Here is a 15,942-nt window from a genome sequence, read left to right as displayed (position 1 = left end):
AAGGCCCTCCCCCTCCCCATCCTTCCCCGCTACAACCTCGGCCATGACTTCCGCCCCGCTTCCTGACGCCGGTTCCAACTGGGTTGATCGCCATGCGCCCGAGGGGTTGAAGCCGTGGCTGAAGCTGGGCCGGTTCGACCGCCCCATCGGCATCTGGCTGCTGCTCCTGCCCGGCTGGCAGGGGATCGCGCTGGTGGTGGCGAGCGAGCGCCGGGCATGGACCCTGTATGACCTCTGGCTGATCGTCGGCTTCGCCATCGGGGCCTGCCTGATGCGCGCCGCCGGTTGCGCTTTCAACGACATCGTCGACCGGGACATCGACGCGAAAGTCGCCCGCACCGCCGCCCGCCCGGTGGCTTCCGGCCGGATCAGCGTGAAGAAGGCGCTGGCCTTCACCGTCGGCTGTTCACTGATCAGCCTGCTGATCCTGTTGACCCTGAATGTCTTCGCCGTACTGCTGGGCGTCGCCTCCCTCGCCCTCGTCGCCGCCTACCCCTTCATGAAGCGGATCACCTGGTGGCCGCAGGCCTGGCTCGGCCTGACCTTCAACTGGGGCGCCCTGATGGGGTTCGCCGCGGCCATGGCCGTCGTCAGCGCCAGTCTCTCCTACGACCCGTATGTGACCCTGTACCTGAAGCCGTTCGTTGTGGACCCTTGGCCTCTTTCATGGTCTGGCGCACCACCACTGGACATGGTGCTGACGCACCAGATCCTCGACGCCATGCCGGTGATCGCCCTCTATGCGGGCGGCGTCTTCTGGACCCTCGGCTACGACACCCTATACGCCCTGCAGGATATCGAGGACGACGCCATGGTCGGGGTGAAGTCCTCGGCCCGCCGCCTCGGCTCCAGCGTCCGGCTGGGCGTCAGCGTCTTCTATCTGCTGGCCGTGGCCCTCGCGGCGCTGGCGGGCCTGCTGGCAGGGCTGGGGCCGCTGTTCTACCTTGGCCTGACCGCCTACGCCGTCCACCTACTGTTGCAGACCCGGTCGATCCAGCCGGAAAACGGTCCGCTGGCCCTGTCCCTGTTCAAGTCCAACCGCGAAGCGGGCTTCACCCTTCTTCTCGCCATCATCCTCGGTTCGGTTCAGCTTCCGCTTTGAAGGAGACCCGCATGTCCTCCCCCCGCATGCTCCTGATCACCGCCCTTCTCGCCACGACCGCGCTGGCGGCCTGCAATCGCGACAAGGAGACCAAGGCCGACGCCCCCGCGGCCGCCGCCACCGAAACCGGCGCGCTCGTCACGCCCGCCGACGCCGCCGCGCCGATGACCTACCAGACGCGCACCGCCTATTCGAACGTCAGCCTGAAACTGCCGGACGTCATCAAGCCCCAGACCGACCTGCACGCCCGCCTGTATTCCGAAGAGGTGCGCAAGCTGCAGCAGTTCGCGGAGGGCGCCGCCAGCGAACGCCTCGACAGCGCCGAGGACGGCCCGCCCAACTGGACCTACGAAAAGCAGATCAACATCACCGGCGCGCTTGAGACCGGCAAGCTTCTCAGCCTGAAGCGCTCGGACTTCGACTTTTCGGGCGGCGCCCACCCCAACACCCTGACAACCGGAATCCTGTGGGACAAGGCGCTCAAGCGACGTATTGGCTTCAATGACCTGTTCCGGCGGGGCGTCGACCTGAGCTCGCTTGATCAGGCCCTGTGCTCGGCCATCAACGTCGCCAAGCGGGCCCGCGTGCCGGACAGCAAATCCCTTACGCTGGGCGACGGCGGTGACTGGAATTGCCCGCGCGCCTCGGCGACCGAGTTCGTGCTGACGCCGGGTAGTGAGCCGGGCAAGGCGGCGGGCCTGACCTTCCTGATCGGCCCCTACACCGTCGGCCCCTATGCGGAAGGCGCCTATGAGATCGCGCTGCCCGCTTCCTCCTTCCGGTCCCTGCTGGCTGTCGCCTATGCCGAAGAGTTCGGCGGGCAACTGACCCGGTCGGGGGACGTCACGCCGAAGAACTGAAGCGACCACGGCGGGGCGGCTCGCGAGGCCGCGCCGACCGAAGCACGTCTCCAACAAGGTGATCCAGTCATGTCGCGAAACCCGTCGTTTGCTCTTGTGCTCCTGCTGACCGTTGCGACGCCGGTCGCGGCTCAGGACGCGGCGGTTTCAACCGGCAGCGGCGAGATCCGCGACGTCTCCGCCTTCGGTCGGGACGCCGTGACCCCGACCCGCATCGCCTCCTCCCGTATCGAGATGAATCGCGGTCGAAACGCTCCCGCCGGACCATCCCTCTCGACCGCTGATGTTCGGCATCAGGCGCAAAGCGCCCTCTCCCGCGTCGGCGCGGTCTGTTCGATCCTGGAGGTCGTCCCTGTCGGCCGGACCCGCTCCGGCCGCCCGCTGATTGAGGTCGACTGCGCCGAAGGCGGCGGAATGATCGTGGCCGATGACGACACCGCCACCGCCGTCGACTGCCTCGACCTCGCTCCGGACGCCGGCCGGAGCGACCGCCGCCGGCGGGTGGTCTCGCAATGCGTCCTGCCCGCCAACGTGGCCGCCGTCGCGGCCGAGTCTCACTCCCCGCCCGGCGCCGCCAGGAACTGATCCATCAGCTCAGCGAACTTCGCCGGCTGGTCGCTCATGATGAAGTGACGGCTGTCGTCCACCCGGATCAGGCGCACACCCGGCAGGGTCGCGTACTCCCGCCCCCAGACCGTGTCCGCCACCGCCGCAGGGGCGCCGCCGTCCGCATCCGAGGCGTAGGGGGCCCAAACCGGAACCGTCATCGTCGCCAGACCGGGACGCAGGTCGGTGGTCATCACCTCACGAATGGCGGCGGCCATGGCGCGGCGGTCTCCCGCCAGCGTCCACTCGACCATCTTCACCCGCGTTTCCGGATCGCGGGCCAACCCCGCCGCCGCGGCGTTCTGACCGGTGCGGAAGGCTTCATCCGGCGTGTTCAGAATCCCCGCCGCCGCCTGTTCGGCGAAGGGACGCGCGGTTTCCACGGTCGCCTGTGGGCCGTACAGGGCGCTGAAGAAGGGCAGACTGTCGACGGTCATCGCCTTGCCGACCAGCGACGGCTGCTGCTGAGCCAGCATCAGGGCGCTGAGCCCGCCCATCGAGTGACCGACCACCGCCGGGCGCGCCAGACCCTGGGTCCGGATGTAGCGGGCCAATTCATCAATCACCGGCTGGATGAAGGGACCGTCACCGTGCGCCCAGGGCTCCCCGGCGAAGCCCGCCAGCTGGACAAGATGCACGCGGTGCGTGGCCTTCAGCCGCTCGGCCTCGGCGCGCCAGACGTCCCGCGAGCAACCGAAGCCGGGGATCAGGATCACGTCCGGCCCCTGCCCGACCACCTCGACCGACAGCCGGTCCGAGACGAAGGGCGCGGGGGCGACGACCGGCGCGGGCGCAGCCAGAACTTCGTTGGCGAAGAGGACGCCTCCGCCCACGGCCAGACCGGCGGCGGAGGCGAGGAACAGGGCGCGCAGGGTCGAGCGCCCGGCGAAGTGACGGAGATGCAGCATGACGATGTCCTTGGGATCAGGGCCTGACGGGGTCAGGCGTGAGGGTTTTCGAAGATGTTCTCGACCGGCTGCTCGAACAGCACCGCGATGCGGTAGGCCAGGTCGAGCGAGGGGTCGTGTTTCTCGGTCTCGAGCGCGTTGACGGCCTGCCGGGACACGCCCAGCGCCTGGCCGAGCTGCTCCTGGGTCCATCCGCGCTCGACGCGCAGCAGCTTGAGACGGTTCTTCATCAGTTCGAGGTCCGGATGAACGGCGAAACGCAGCCGTACAGCGCCCAGAAGGTCGGGTAGATCAGCCAGGCCGGAATGTGCGGCGCGGCGGCGAAGGTCTCGGCGAAGCCCCAGAAGGTCGCCAGCGCCATGGCCAGCCCCGCCGCGACGATGAACTGTTTGGCCGCGACGGCGCGGACGAACTCGTCGCTCTCGCGCATCAAAGCCAGGGTCGCCCAGATCTGGCCGATCACCGGCGCCGAGATCGCGGCGGCCAACACCCAGCCGGCGGGCTTGCCGATGATGTCATCGAACGCATCCGTCACCATCATCGAGACGCAGATCGCGACATAGGGAGCCATGAAGGCCCAGGTGCGGATCACATACCGACGCCCCGCCGGCGTTCCTTGTTTCCATGCCGATAGCATGTCAGCTCCTCCTGACTGAATGTAATGAGAACCTGACACCGTCAAAATGTAATGTCAACCTGACAATAAGTCAGGAGCGCGTGACTTTTCGCGTTTTCTTTTCGAACCCTCGCCATCCGCGTATCCTGAGGCCATGCCCACCGCGCCTCGCATCAAACCAGGTGACCTGTTCACGCCACGGGAGTGGGCGCCTTTCCAGTCGCGGCGCGGCTGGATCGGGCCTCTGCTGGTGGCGCACTGCTGGTCGGTGATCGGGCTGGCCGTCTTCGCGGGATCGCTCTGGCCCGTCCTGATCCCGGTGTGCGTGATGATCATCGGCACGCGCCAGCTGGGCCTCGCCATTCTGATGCACGAGGCGGCGCACGGCGGGCTTTCGACCAATACGAAACTCAATGATTTCCTTGGGCACTGGCTGTGCGCCGTGCCCGTGGGCGCCTCGCTCGCCGCCTATCGGCCCTACCACCTGTCGCACCACCGCTTCGCCCAGCAGTCCGAGGATCCGGACCTCGCCCTCTCCGCTCCCTTCCCGGTCTCGCCCGCCTCGCTCCGCCGCAAGATCATTCGCGACCTGACGGGACAGACCTTCTTCAAGCAGCGGGTCCTGCTCCCGCTGGCGGCGATGCGTGGCGCGAAGGCGACGAGGGCGACAGACGATCACGAGTACGAAGCCATCGTCACCGGCCGCTCGGTCGCGCCCTTCCTGCTGTTAAATCTCGGTCTGCTGGCGGCGATGACGCTGGCCGGAGTCTGGTGGGCCTACTTCGCCCTTTGGCTGCTGCCGATGGCGACATGGTTTCCGATGGTCACCCGCCTGCGCAACATCGCCGAGCACGCCTGCGTGGAGGGCTCGGCGACCGACCCTTTCCGCGCCGCCCGCACCACCCGCGCCCGCTGGTGGGAGCGCGCCTTCATCGCCCCCTACTGGGTCAATTTCCACGCTGAGCACCACCTGTTCATGCACGTCCCCTGCTGGAAGCTGCCCGCCCTCCACCGCGCGGTGCACGGCAAGCCGCAGGGAGAGCGAATGGAGGTGGCGGGGGGCTATGCCGAAGTGTTGCGGACCGCCACGCGCGACTAACGTCTTGCCAAACGGACAATGGGTGGCGATGGTCAAGCTTCAATCGAGAGTCGCAGAATGTCGGGAACTCGCCTTGGAAATCGTTTAAAGGCCAAGGTTTTGGACCTGCTGGACGCATCCTCACCAGATTCTGCGCCGATGCCGCAGGTCTACGACGTCCCGGATGATCCTCCAACGCCTGAGACGTCAGACATGTCCTGCGTCCCGGGCGGGCTGCCAATCACCGAAGTCCTGGCGGTGGGCGCGGACCTTGAATGGCTCGGTCAGGCTATCGAAGTCCGCATGACGGACTATATCCAGCCCGGAACGAACATCGCTCCGCCTCCTGCTCCGCCCCTGCCTTCCGGGCCGGACGCTTGGGCCGATCTGGTTCGTGACATCGCGGACGAAGATCGCCTGATTCTGGCGCTCACCATCGCGCCCTATCTGGCGCCCGAAAAGCTGGACGTCTTCCTCACGAAGCACGCAGTGTTTGACCGACGCTTCACCGAATTCGGCGGCGTGATCGGTCGCGCCCACGGAGGCCTGCTGCCGACGGCCGAGACCGCGCGGTTTCTGCTGGCGGGCGGCCACATCGGGAAAAGGGTCGCCTTCCAGCAGAGGCTTTCCCCCTCCGGCGCCCTGCTCCGGCGCGGTCTGATCCGGCTTGACCATCAGTCGCCGGACGAACCCCCTCTCAGCGCCCGACTGGTCGCCACCGAAACGACGCTGAACGCCGCACTGAGCCTGCCGCCGACGACCTGATCCTCTTCGCAAAAACATGCCCGGAGCGACTGTCGCGCGGCTCCACGCCTAGCCTCGTGCTAGAGGGCGTCGATGCTGATCACCGACCCGACCGCCTTCATCCTCGAGAACACGCGATTGCAGCCCGTGCCTCATGCGCCGGAGATTTCGCTATGGCTGGCCGATGAGATCACTCCAATCTGGCGGCTGACCGAGGAGGAATTGGGCGAAATGGGGCTGCCGCCTCCCTTCTGGGCCTTCGCCTGGGCCGGAGGACAGGCCGTGGCGCGCTGGCTGCTCGACAATCCCGCGGAGGTGGCGGGCAAGACCGTGCTGGACTTCGCGACGGGCTCGGGCCTCGTCGGCATCGCCGCCATGAAGACCGGCGCCGCGTCCGTTCTGGGGACTGACATCGATCCCTTCTGTGGTGCGGCTGTCGCCCTGAACGCAGAAGCCAACAGCGTCGTGCTGCGTTTCACCGACCGCGACCTTCTGGACGCTCCACCACCCCCGGCGGACGTGATCTGTGCGGGTGACGTCTGTTACGAGAAGCCGATGAGCGAACGGGTCCTGAACTGGCTGGCGCAGGCGCGCGCCAACGGAACCCGCGTCCTGATCGGCGATCCGGGCCGCACCTATTTCCCCCAGTCCGGCCTCGACTTCCTGGCCGAGTACCGGGTGCCGACCACCCGCGAGCTGGAGGATCAGGAGATCAAGCGCTCGGCGGTGTGGGCGTTGGCCTGATCCACTGGGGCGTCAGGCAGAAATGGATTATGCTGATCGAGCGCCGGAAAGAGCCGCTTCCGGTTCCGGTCACGCTTGGTGACAGCCCCCTTCGGGACCATCTTCCGTCCATGACCCGCGCCCTGATCCTCGCCGCCTTCGTCACGCCGCTGCTGCTGTCCGCACCGGCCCACGCCCAGATCGCGCCTGCTCGCCTGCCGACCGCGCCCTCGACCTGGGACCAGCACCGCTATCAGGCCGATCAGCATCGCTATGAAATGGATCGCCTGCGTCAGCAGAACGAGCAGCGTCAGGCCACCGCTCGCCAACTCGAGCTGCAGACCCGCCAGAACCAGCTCGATCTCCAGAACCGGCGCACCGTCGACCCCTACGTCCCCTCCGCCCCGCCCGCCCTGCGCTCGCCGGAGGAGGAACGCGCCGCCCGTCAGGCCGCCGGCGAACGCCGCGAGACCACCTCACAGCGCGTGGGTGAGATCGACGCCTGGCTGGACCGCCGACCGAATTAATCGGCCCGCCCTCGCGGCATCCCTTGCATCGCAACCGCGTTACGGCTTCGCTCGGGTTTGAGGCGAGGGAGGATTGATCATGCGTTGGGAAGGCGGCCGCCGCGGCGGCAATATCGAGGACCGGCGCGGCATGGGCCCGGTCGGCATGGCCGGCGGCGGCATCGGCGCGCTCGTTCTGGCCGCCATCGGCTATTTCGTCTTCGGCATCCCGCCCGAAACCACCCAGCAGATCACCAGCCAGCTCGGCACGGGCATCGGTCAGCAGGAAGGCAAGGCTGGCACGCCAGCGGATCAGGCCGGCCTCTTCGTCGATGTCATCGGCGCCAATATCGACGACGTCTGGCGCTCGAAGCTGCAGGGCTACCAGCCGCCCACCGTCGTCCTCTACGAACAGGGCACCCAGACCGGCTGCGGCATGGGCCAATCCGCCATGGGACCCTTCTACTGCCCCGCTGACCGCAAGGTGTATCTGGACCTGTCCTTCTGGCAGGAGATGGAGACCCAGCTTGGGGCCTCCGGCGCCGACTTCGCCCGCGCCTATGTCATCGCCCACGAGTACGGCCACCACATCCAGACCCTGACCGGAACCTCCGATCAGGTACGGCAGGCCCAGCAGCGCGCGCGCAGCGAGGCCGAGGGCAACCGGTACTCCGTCGCGCTGGAGCTTCAGGCCGACTGTTACGCCGGCGTCTGGGCCGCCAACGCCTCCGCCGCTTCCGGCGGACAGGTCACGCTCAGCGCGGGCGATCTGGAAGAGGGGCTCAAGACCGCCTCGGCCATCGGTGACGACACCCTGCAACGCCGCTCGGGCCGTCAGGTGTCGCCGGACAGCTTCACCCACGGCTCCTCCGCCGAACGCATGACCTGGCTGCGCCGGGGTTATGAGACCGGCGATCCGAACGCCTGCGATACGTTCCAGAACCTTTAGGCGGGGCCGGAATCTCTAACCGGGTTGTTGCGGCGCACCCGGCGCGGCAAGGTCTCGCCGTGACCTCCTCCGCCGCCTCCGCCCTCGCCGCCTCCCGCCGCCTTGTCCTCAAGGTCGGCTCCGCCCTGCTCATCGACGGCGGGCGACCGAACGGCCCACGGCTGGCCGCGCTGGGGCAGGAGATCGCCGACCTTCGCGCGCGCGGCGTCGAGGTGATCGTCGTCTCCTCCGGGGCCGTGGCGCTGGGCCGGGGCCGTCTGGGCATTTCGAAGTCCGCCCGGCTGGATGAGAAACAGGCCGCCGCCGCCGCCGGTCAGTCCCTGCTCATGCAGGCGTGGGAGGCCGCCCTGTCGCCCCACGGCCTGACGCCCGCACAGGTGCTTCTGACCCGCGATGACACCGAGCGCCGCCGTCGCTGGCTGAACGCCCGCTCGACGCTGGACGCCCTGCTGCGCCTCAAGGCCGTTCCCGTGGTCAATGAGAACGACACCGTCGCCACCGAGGAAATCCGCTATGGCGACAACGACCGTCTCGCGGCGCGCACGGCGCAGCTGGCGCGCGCCGACCTGCTGGTCCTGCTCAGCGACATCGACGGCCTCTATGACGCCGATCCGCGAAGCCACCCTGACGCCGCCCACCTGCCGCTGGTCGAGGCCCTGACCCCCGAGGTCATGGCCATGGCGGGCGAGGCCAACGCCTCCGCCTCGGTCGGCACGGGCGGCATGCGGACCAAGCTGGAGGCCGCCCGTATCGCCCGCTCGGCGGGTTGCGCCACCGTCATCGCTTCCGGTCTCACTGATCGCCCGCTGGCCGCCGTTCTGGACGGTGCGAAGGCGACCCTGATTCCGGCCCCGGACGGCCCCATGGCGGCGTGGAAATCGTGGATCGCGGGCAGCGTCGATCCGGCGGGTCGGCTGGTCGTCGACGCCGGCGCCGTCGCCGCCCTGCGCGCCGGCAAGAGCCTGCTCCCCTCGGGCGTCCAGCGGATCGAGGGTCGGTTTGACCGGGGCGACAGCGTGCTGGTCGTGACCCCCGACGGCGCCCGCGCCGCCGTGGGTCTCGCCGCCTTCTCAGCCGAGGAAATGGCCCTGATCCGGGGCCGCCAGACCGGCGAGATCGAGGGACTGGTGGGCTACAAGGGGCCGCAGGTCGCCATCCACCGCGACGATCTGGTTCTGGAGGGCGCGGCATGACCCTCGCCGAAGACATGCTCCAGCGTGGCCGCCGCGCCCGCGCCGCCGCCGACCTGATCCGTCTCGCCACGCCGGAGACCCGCACCCGCGCGCTTCAGGCCGCCGCCGTCGCCCTGCGCGCCCACGGCGAACGCATTCTCGCCGCCAACGCGGAGGACATCGCCCGCGCCCGCGAGACCGGCCTTTCAGAGGCCCTGATCGACCGACTGGCGCTCACCCCCGCCCGTCTGGACGCCACCGCCCGTGCCGTGGACGAGGTCGCCGCCCTGCCCGATCCGCTGGGGCGCGAGACCGCTCGCTGGTCTCGCCCCAACGGTCTGGACATCGCCCGCGTTTCCACCCCCATCGGCGTGCTGGCCATCATCTATGAGAGCCGCCCCAATGTGACGGCGGATGCCGCCGCCCTGTGCCTGCGCTCGGGCAACGTCGCCTTGCTGCGCTGCGGATCGGACTGCCTGTCGTCCTCGCTGGCGATCCACGCCGCCATGGCAGAGGGGCTGGAGGCGGCAGGCCTGCCCGCCGACGCGATCCAGCTGATCGACACCCCGGACCGCGCCGCCGTCGGCGCCCTGCTGACGGGGCTGGAGGGTGCCATCGACCTGTTGATCCCCCGCGGCGGCAAGAGCCTGGTCGCCCGCGTGCAGGCCGAGGCCCGGGTGCCCGTGCTCGGCCACCTCGAGGGCGTGAACCACACCTATGTCCACGCCGCCGCCGACCCGGACATGGCCGAGGCCGTGCTGGTGAACGCGAAGATGCGCCGCGTCTCCGTCTGCGGCGCCACCGAGACCCTGCTGATCGACCGGACCTGCGCGCCCGCCTTGTTGCCCCGCCTCGCCGCCGCCCTGGAAGCCGCCGGGTGCAGCCTGCGCGGGGATGAGGAAAGCCGCGCGCTGGCCCCCTCCATCACCGAGGCGTCCGAGGCCGACTGGACCACCGAATACCTGGCGCCGATCCTGGCTGTGCGCGTGGTCGAGGACCTGCCTCACGCGGTGGATCACATCCGCCGCCACGGCTCGGGCCACACCGAGGCGATCATCACGGAAGATCCGGAGGCCGCCGCCGCCTTCCTCAACGCCGTCGACAGCGCCATCGTCATGTGGAACGCCTCGACCCAGTTCGCCGACGGGGGCGAGTTCGGTTTCGGCGGCGAGATCGGCATCGCCACCTCCCGCCTGCACGCGCGCGGCCCGGTCGGGGCCGAGCAGTTGACCAGCTACAAATATGTGGTGCGCGGGACGGGGCAGATCAGGGCGTAGGATGTGGGGTGTGGGGTGTGGGGTGTGGTCTGTGGAAGCCAGCGCCCCCGGCCTCTTGTCTCGTACCCCATCCCCTACACCCGACACCCCACGCCCTACATCCCGATGGTCAGGTCCAGCGGGCGCTCGATGTGCAGCGTACCCTTGCCGAGGTCCAGCGCCGCCCGGCGGTCCCGGAACGCCTCCATCCCGACCAGTCCGCCGGGGAAGTTCGGCAGGGGCGGCTGATCGAACACGCCGACGTCCACCCGCTCATAGAGATGGTCGGCGAAGGTCACCGTCCGCGCCTCGACGATCGTTGATTGCATCGAGCCGCCCAGCACCAGACTGACGCCGGACCGCTCGGGACGACCGTCCAGCAGTCCTGCCGTCGTCGCGGCGTCCCGGCTCAGCCCCAGCAGGGATGAAGCGCCCGTGTCGATGATGGCGCGCACCGTCGCGCCTTCCACCGTCAGATCGGCGGCCAGCGCCGTGCCCTGCCGGTGCACGGCCGCCTCGATCAGGTCCGGCGGTCGCACGAAGGCGTCACGTCTCACCAGCCGCGCGTATCGCCGCGCGGGGTCCAGCGCCAGCACGGCCTCGCCCAGCACATCCTGCCCGATGATCAGAGGCGTCCGCAGCCCGGTCTCGGCGGCCAGCGGCCCGAGATCCAGGATCGCCGCCCGTAGCTTGCGGATCGACAGCCCCGGCAACTCCAGATCCACCGATGCGCCCCGCCCCACCTGCGTGCCGCCGCCCACGCCGTAAGCCAGCAGCGGCATGTCGAACGATCGCCGCCCCTCGTTCGGCAGTCCGGCGAAGAACGCCCTGTCGATGACCGAATACTGGGCGCCGCTGTCGATCAGGGCCAGCACCTCGCGCCCCTCGATCTTCACCGCGACGGTAGGCGTCGGGGCCGGTCGGCCATAGGGCATCCAGATCGTGGCCCCGTCGGCCTCGAACACCAGCTCCGGCTTTGGCCACAACAGATGATCCTTCGCCCACCACGCGCCGCCCGCGACGGCGAGCAGCCCGGCGGCGCGGATCAGAAGGCTACGACGGTTCATCGCCGCCAAGATGGCGTGTGTGGCCACAGGACGCCAGCGGCGAGACGTCGCGTATGACAGAAGTGTCGGTGATCCTGAGGACGACGAACCGGTCAGCGCCCCCCGACGCTGACCGGCCCGCCCGCGAGGCCGGTATCCCCGAACCCCCGCCAACCCCGGATCCGGGACCACAGGGTTACCAGACTGTAAATGCCCACCCGGCCGGGTGCTGTCCACTGCCTTCGCGGGGTTGGCGAAGAAAATGTGTCCTAACGGTGTCCGAACGGCACCACCTTGTTCGCGCCGTCATGCCCGATGTCGGCGCTGCCGAGGTAAGCAATTCCCGACCGCTGGCACCAGTAGCGGGTGATTTCCTCGGCGGTCAGGCCGAAATCGGGGTCGTTCTGCACGATCTCCGACACCCGCCCCAGCCGGATGCCCGCCACCTTGCGGATCGAAGGCTGGCTGGTCAGGTGGAACATCATGCGGTCGATCCGGTACAGCGGCTCGGACACGTCCTCCAGCATCAGCACATGACCGGTCAGGTCCGGCTCCAGATAGGTGCCGACCAAGGCGTCGAGAATGCTCAGGTTGAACGCCACAGCCGGACGCGGATCTTCGTGCAGCGACGGCTCCCACGATGACGACGCTCCCGTCTTAAGCCAGTTCAACGCTCGCCAGGCCGTCTCGTCATGGCGCACCGAGTCCGACGCCATCGGCCCGTGCGCCACATGCGGGAAGCCCGCCTTGTAGAGCCCCGCCAGCAAACTGCCCGCGTCGGAGTAACCCAGATACCGCTTGCCCCGAGACACATCGGTCAGGCGCGGCAGCACCGCCTCCGCGATCCGGCACGAACCATAGCCGCCGCGCGCGAACCACACCGCATCCAGCCTCGGATCATTGGCGAACTCGACAAAGGCGTTGGCGCGCGTGGCGTCATCCCCGCCGAAATGACCGTGCTTCTGAAACACCGCCGGGTGGAAGACGATCTTGATCGACCCGTCCGGCACATTCGCGGCGAACCAGGCCTCGATGGCCTCGCCCCGCTCCTTCGAGAAGCGCGAACTGGCGTTGACGATGCCGATTTTCACAGTTGCGAACCTTCCTTGAAGCCCTGTCTTTGCACGACGCCCGCCCCGGCAAAAGCCCTCTCCTGAGCGCGCAAGGCTCCCAAGCCTCTCGCGCCAACCCGGTCCCGATAGCGGCTCTACCCCATCCCCAACCCCTTCCCCCTCGATGGGAAGGGGCTTAGTCACGTCGTATGACTCAGGACGACTATTTCTTCTGCGGCGTGGGCGGCTCCGGGATGCTGCCGCTGGCGATGATCGTGCAGGCGCGCGGCCATCGCATCGAGGGCTCTGACCGGTCCCGCGATCAGGGCCGCACGCCCGAGAAATTCGCCTGGCTCGAAGCCCACGGCGTCGCCCTGCATCCGCAGGACGGCTCCGGCGTCACCCGCGCGGACCAGATCGTCGTCGCCACCGGCGCGGTCGAGGACACCGTCCCCGACATCGGCGCCGCGAAGGCCGTCGGCGCGACCATCAAGACCCGGCCCCAACTGCTCAGCGAACTGTTCAACGCCGCCCCCGCCTCCATCGGCGTGGCGGGCACCTCGGGCAAGTCGACCATCACGGGCATGATCGCTTGGATCCTGCATCAGGCGGGTCGCGAGCCGACCGTCATGAACGGCGCCGTGATGAAGAATTTCGCCGACGCGGATCACCCTTTCGCCAGCGCCCTGATCGGCGGTCCGGACCTGTTCGTGTCCGAGGTCGATGAAAGCGACGGCTCCATCGCCCGCTATGATCCGACCGTCGCCGTCGTCTCCAACATCTCGCTCGACCACAAGTCGATGGAGGAGTTGCGCGAGCTGTTCGGCGGCTTCACCGACCGCGCCGACATCGCCGTGCTGAACCTCGACAATCCGGAGACCGCGGCTCTCGCCCAGGCCCTTCCGCTTGAGAAGGTCTGGACCTTCTCCCTCAGCGACGCCACCGCCGATCTGCACGCCTCCAGCCTGACGCCGCAACCGACCGGCATGAGTTTCGACCTGGCGGAGCGGGGCGTCGCGATGCAGCGCGCCATTCTCAACGTCCCCGGCGCCCACAATGTCGCCAACGCTCTGGCCGCCCTCGCCGCCGTGCGCGCGCTCGGCGTGCCTCTCGCCGAGGCCGTCACCGCGTTGGAGACCTTCTCCGGCATCCGCCGCCGGATGGAGGTGGTCGGGATCGCGAACGACGTCACCGTCATCGACGACTTCGCCCATAACCCGGACAAGATCGCCGCCACCCTGAAGACGCTTCACGCTTTCGACGGCCGACTGCTGATCCTGTTCCAGCCGCACGGTTTTGGTCCCCTGAAGCTGATGCAGTCCGAATTCATCGAAACCTTCGTCGGCCTGATGCGCCCCGACGACGTGCTGCTGATGCCCGAGCCCGTCTATTACGGCGGCACCACCGACAAGTCCGTCGGGTCGGAGGACATCGCGTCGGGCGTCCGCGCCGCCGGTCGAAACGCCGAGGCCCTCTCCACCCGCGACGCCTGCGGCGACCGTATCGTCGAGCTGGCCCGTCCCGGCGACCGGGTCATCGTCATGGGCGCCCGCGACGACACCCTCTCGACCTTCGCTGCGAACCTGCTCCAGAGACTTTAGGTCCGCTTACGGACTGATATTCAAGAGAATATCTCGAAACATTCACGCACGGCAAAGCTGGTATTAAGTGGATGCCCCTATCCCGGCCTCCGTTCAGGAGTGCGCGTGAATGGCCAGAATCGGAGACTTCGTCAGCGAGGCCGAGCCCATAGGGCCGGACACCCCGGGCGCGCACGTCTTCGAACGGTTCGAGCGCGAGCCCGACACCCTCGCCATCGCGGTCATAGACACCGAGCGCCGTCCTGTCGGACTGGTCGAGCGCAACGCCTTCACCCTGCGCATGGCCGCCGAGTTCGGCCGCGCCCTCTATGCCCGCCGCCCGGCCTCCAGCTTCATGGACCCGTCGCCCCGGGTGCTCGACGCCGACGCGGACGCCGAAACCCTGTTCGAGACGCTCGACGCCGGCAACCTCGGCGCCCTGCTCAACGGCTTCGTCGTAGTGTCAAAGGGCCGCTATGTCGGTGTCAGCGCGGGCGTTCACCTGCTGCAGGCCGGCAGCGCCATCCACCGCAATCGCGCCCAGGCCATGAGCGTGCTGGCCCGCGATCTCGCCCGCGCCGAGCAGGAGGCCCGCACCTCCAGCCGCGCCAAGTCCGAGTTCCTCGCGGTCATGAGCCACGAGATCCGCACGCCCCTGAACGGGGTGCTGGGCGTCGCCGCCCTGATGGAGCGCGAACTGACGCAGGACGCCATGCGCCCCTACGTCCGCACCATTCTGGACTCAGGCCAGAGCCTGCTGCGCCTGCTGACCGACGCACTGGATATGTCCCGCGCCGAGGCGGGGTTGATGACCTTCGAAACCGGGGTCGTCTCGCTGGACGCCGTCGCCCGCGACCTGAAGGCCCTGTGGGAGCCCCGCGCGGCGGAGAAGACCCTGACCCTCACGGTCGCCTGTGATCTGGCCGACGCTCCTTGCGTCGATGCCGACGAGGTCCGGCTGAAGCAGTTGCTCAACAACCTCATCGGCAACGCGATCAAGTTCACGCCCGCGGGCGAGGTCGCCGTTCACATAACCGCACGCGCCGAGGGCGCCGACGCCCACCTGTCCGTCACCGTGGACGACAGCGGCCCCGGCATCGCCGAGGACACCGCGGCCACCATCTTCGATCCGTTCAACACCGGCCGCGCCGGTCGCGAGGGCGCGGGCGCCGGCTTGGGCCTCGCCATCTGCCGCCAGATCGTCGAGCGGATGAACGGCCACATCGGCGTCCAGCGCTCGCCTCGCGGCGGCGCCCGCTTCGCCTTCGACCTGCGCCTGCCGCTGGCCAAGGCGGAGATGGCCGCCGACAGCACGCCCGCCGAGCCCACCCCGCACGAGACCCTGCATGTGCTGGTCGTGGACGACAACGCCACCAACCGCTTCGTCGCGGGCAAGGTGCTGGAGCTTTTCGGCTGCACCCACGAGACCGCCGAGAACGGTCAGGAAGCCGTCGACCGTGTCCAGCAGGGCCGGTTCGATCTGATCCTGATGGATGTAAAGATGCCGGTGATGGACGGGGTTCAGGCCACGCGCCTGATCCGGGCCCTGCCCGGCCCGGTCTCCGCCCTGCCCATTCTCGCCCTGACCGCCAACGCCGATCCGCGCGACGAGGCCGACTATCTCGCCGCCGGAATGGACGGCGTGGCCCAGAAGCCGATCCAGCCCGACGTTCTGCTCGACGCCATTCGCCGCGTCCTGTCGGCCACACCGGAGGGTCAAGCGGCGCGGGCCGCATAACAGGAC

At 68.6% G+C, this 15,942-nt stretch carries 17 protein-coding genes; 12 read left to right on the top strand and 5 right to left on the bottom strand.

Going from position 1 to position 15,942, the window contains the following annotated elements; genetic code table 11:
- Positions 1-43: 43 nt before the first annotated feature.
- From FKQ52_RS02835 to FKQ52_RS02825, 3 genes are all read left to right on the top strand, one after another.
- Positions 44-1,102 (top strand): UbiA family prenyltransferase, encoded by a 1,059-nt coding sequence (locus tag FKQ52_RS02835; protein WP_141625786.1) that lies wholly within the window; start codon positions 44-46, stop codon positions 1,100-1,102.
- A gap of 11 nt (positions 1,103-1,113) precedes the next feature.
- Positions 1,114-1,962 (top strand): DUF3298 and DUF4163 domain-containing protein, encoded by an 849-nt coding sequence (locus FKQ52_RS02830; protein WP_141625785.1) that lies wholly within the window; start codon positions 1,114-1,116, stop codon positions 1,960-1,962.
- 69 nt (positions 1,963-2,031) lie between these two features.
- Positions 2,032-2,547: a hypothetical protein gene (locus tag FKQ52_RS02825; RefSeq protein WP_141625784.1), complete on the top strand. Its 516-nt coding sequence runs from the start codon at positions 2,032-2,034 to the stop codon at positions 2,545-2,547.
- On the opposite strand, the gene FKQ52_RS02820 is transcribed toward FKQ52_RS02825, so the two are convergent.
- The 3 genes from FKQ52_RS02820 to FKQ52_RS02810 are packed head-to-tail and all read right to left on the bottom strand — an operon-like array spanning position 2,517 to position 4,068.
- Positions 2,517-3,476 (bottom strand): alpha/beta fold hydrolase, encoded by a 960-nt coding sequence (locus FKQ52_RS02820; RefSeq protein ID WP_141625783.1) that lies wholly within the window; start codon positions 3,474-3,476, stop codon positions 2,517-2,519. The genes FKQ52_RS02825 and FKQ52_RS02820 overlap by 31 nt on opposite strands.
- A 32-nt stretch (positions 3,477-3,508) precedes the next feature.
- The gene (locus FKQ52_RS02815) at positions 3,509-3,706 is read right to left on the bottom strand and encodes a helix-turn-helix transcriptional regulator (protein WP_141625782.1); all 198 of its coding nucleotides are present in this window, start codon (positions 3,704-3,706) and stop codon (positions 3,509-3,511) included.
- Complete coding sequence (locus FKQ52_RS02810; protein WP_240811722.1) at positions 3,706-4,068, bottom strand: hypothetical protein; 363 nt, start codon at positions 4,066-4,068, stop codon at positions 3,706-3,708. The genes FKQ52_RS02815 and FKQ52_RS02810 overlap by 1 nt, the downstream gene beginning before the upstream one ends.
- A gap of 178 nt (positions 4,069-4,246) precedes the next feature.
- On the opposite strand from FKQ52_RS02810, the gene FKQ52_RS02805 reads away from it, so the two are divergent.
- The 7 genes from FKQ52_RS02805 (at position 4,247) to FKQ52_RS02775 (ending at position 10,541) form a co-directional block, all read left to right on the top strand.
- Complete coding sequence (locus FKQ52_RS02805; protein WP_141625780.1) at positions 4,247-5,191, top strand: fatty acid desaturase family protein; 945 nt, start codon at positions 4,247-4,249, stop codon at positions 5,189-5,191.
- Between the two features lie 192 nt (positions 5,192-5,383).
- On the top strand, positions 5,384-5,935 hold the full coding sequence (locus FKQ52_RS02800; RefSeq protein ID WP_141625779.1) for a hypothetical protein: 552 nt from the start codon (positions 5,384-5,386) through the stop codon (positions 5,933-5,935).
- 72 nt (positions 5,936-6,007) lie between these two features.
- Positions 6,008-6,658, top strand: coding sequence for a methyltransferase (locus tag FKQ52_RS02795; protein ID WP_141625778.1), 651 nt, complete (start codon positions 6,008-6,010; stop codon positions 6,656-6,658).
- A 110-nt stretch (positions 6,659-6,768) separates the two neighbouring features.
- Positions 6,769-7,164, top strand: a complete 396-nt coding sequence (locus FKQ52_RS02790; protein ID WP_141625777.1) for a hypothetical protein — start codon at positions 6,769-6,771, stop codon at positions 7,162-7,164.
- Between the two features lie 79 nt (positions 7,165-7,243).
- A complete protein-coding gene (locus FKQ52_RS02785; protein ID WP_141625776.1) occupies positions 7,244-8,092 on the top strand; it encodes a neutral zinc metallopeptidase in 849 nt (282 codons plus the stop codon).
- Between the two features lie 59 nt (positions 8,093-8,151).
- Positions 8,152-9,285, top strand: a complete 1,134-nt coding sequence (gene proB, locus FKQ52_RS02780; protein WP_141625775.1) for a glutamate 5-kinase — start codon at positions 8,152-8,154, stop codon at positions 9,283-9,285.
- Positions 9,282-10,541, top strand: a complete 1,260-nt coding sequence (locus FKQ52_RS02775) for a glutamate-5-semialdehyde dehydrogenase (protein WP_141625774.1) — start codon at positions 9,282-9,284, stop codon at positions 10,539-10,541. Before proB ends, FKQ52_RS02775 begins: the two co-directional genes overlap by 4 nt.
- Positions 10,542-10,636: 95 nt before the next feature.
- On the opposite strand, the gene FKQ52_RS02770 is transcribed toward FKQ52_RS02775, so the two are convergent.
- Both FKQ52_RS02770 and FKQ52_RS02765 read right to left on the bottom strand, forming a co-directional pair.
- Positions 10,637-11,587, bottom strand: coding sequence for a retropepsin-like aspartic protease (locus tag FKQ52_RS02770; RefSeq protein ID WP_141625773.1), 951 nt, complete (start codon positions 11,585-11,587; stop codon positions 10,637-10,639).
- 248 nt (positions 11,588-11,835) lie between these two features.
- On the bottom strand, positions 11,836-12,657 hold the full coding sequence (locus tag FKQ52_RS02765; protein WP_141625772.1) for an LD-carboxypeptidase: 822 nt from the start codon (positions 12,655-12,657) through the stop codon (positions 11,836-11,838).
- A 170-nt stretch (positions 12,658-12,827) separates the two neighbouring features.
- Between FKQ52_RS02765 and FKQ52_RS02760 the strand changes: the two genes are divergently transcribed.
- Both FKQ52_RS02760 and FKQ52_RS02755 read left to right on the top strand, forming a co-directional pair.
- Positions 12,828-14,219 (top strand): Mur ligase family protein, encoded by a 1,392-nt coding sequence (locus FKQ52_RS02760; RefSeq protein WP_141625771.1) that lies wholly within the window; start codon positions 12,828-12,830, stop codon positions 14,217-14,219.
- A gap of 109 nt (positions 14,220-14,328) precedes the next feature.
- Positions 14,329-15,936 carry an ATP-binding protein gene (locus FKQ52_RS02755; protein ID WP_141625770.1) on the top strand — a complete coding sequence of 536 codons (1,608 nt, stop codon included), beginning with the start codon at positions 14,329-14,331 and terminating at the stop codon, positions 15,934-15,936.
- The last annotated feature ends 6 nt before the right edge of the window (positions 15,937-15,942 follow it).

Origin of the sequence: Brevundimonas sp. M20, from assembly GCF_006547065.1 — a bacterium.
GTDB lineage: Bacteria > Pseudomonadota > Alphaproteobacteria > Caulobacterales > Caulobacteraceae > Brevundimonas.
This window is presented reverse-complemented; position numbering and strand designations above follow the sequence as displayed.

Coding starts and splice junctions, on each gene's coding strand:
- FKQ52_RS02775 (WP_141625774.1), top strand. CDS start 9,282: ATGACCCTCGCCGAAGACATGCTCCAGCGTGGCCGCCGCGCCCGCGCC.
- FKQ52_RS02805 (WP_141625780.1), top strand. CDS start 4,247: ATGCCCACCGCGCCTCGCATCAAACCAGGTGACCTGTTCACGCCACGG.
- FKQ52_RS02815 (WP_141625782.1), bottom strand. CDS start 3,706: ATGAAGAACCGTCTCAAGCTGCTGCGCGTCGAGCGCGGATGGACCCAG.
- FKQ52_RS02790 (WP_141625777.1), top strand. CDS start 6,769: ATGACCCGCGCCCTGATCCTCGCCGCCTTCGTCACGCCGCTGCTGCTG.
- FKQ52_RS02820 (WP_141625783.1), bottom strand. CDS start 3,476: ATGCTGCATCTCCGTCACTTCGCCGGGCGCTCGACCCTGCGCGCCCTG.
- FKQ52_RS02795 (WP_141625778.1), top strand. CDS start 6,008: ATGCTGATCACCGACCCGACCGCCTTCATCCTCGAGAACACGCGATTG.
- FKQ52_RS02770 (WP_141625773.1), bottom strand. CDS start 11,587: ATGAACCGTCGTAGCCTTCTGATCCGCGCCGCCGGGCTGCTCGCCGTC.
- FKQ52_RS02835 (WP_141625786.1), top strand. CDS start 44: ATGACTTCCGCCCCGCTTCCTGACGCCGGTTCCAACTGGGTTGATCGC.
- FKQ52_RS02785 (WP_141625776.1), top strand. CDS start 7,244: ATGCGTTGGGAAGGCGGCCGCCGCGGCGGCAATATCGAGGACCGGCGC.
- FKQ52_RS02800 (WP_141625779.1), top strand. CDS start 5,384: ATGTCCTGCGTCCCGGGCGGGCTGCCAATCACCGAAGTCCTGGCGGTG.
- FKQ52_RS02755 (WP_141625770.1), top strand. CDS start 14,329: ATGGCCAGAATCGGAGACTTCGTCAGCGAGGCCGAGCCCATAGGGCCG.
- FKQ52_RS02830 (WP_141625785.1), top strand. CDS start 1,114: ATGTCCTCCCCCCGCATGCTCCTGATCACCGCCCTTCTCGCCACGACC.
- FKQ52_RS02760 (WP_141625771.1), top strand. CDS start 12,828: ATGACTCAGGACGACTATTTCTTCTGCGGCGTGGGCGGCTCCGGGATG.
- FKQ52_RS02825 (WP_141625784.1), top strand. CDS start 2,032: ATGTCGCGAAACCCGTCGTTTGCTCTTGTGCTCCTGCTGACCGTTGCG.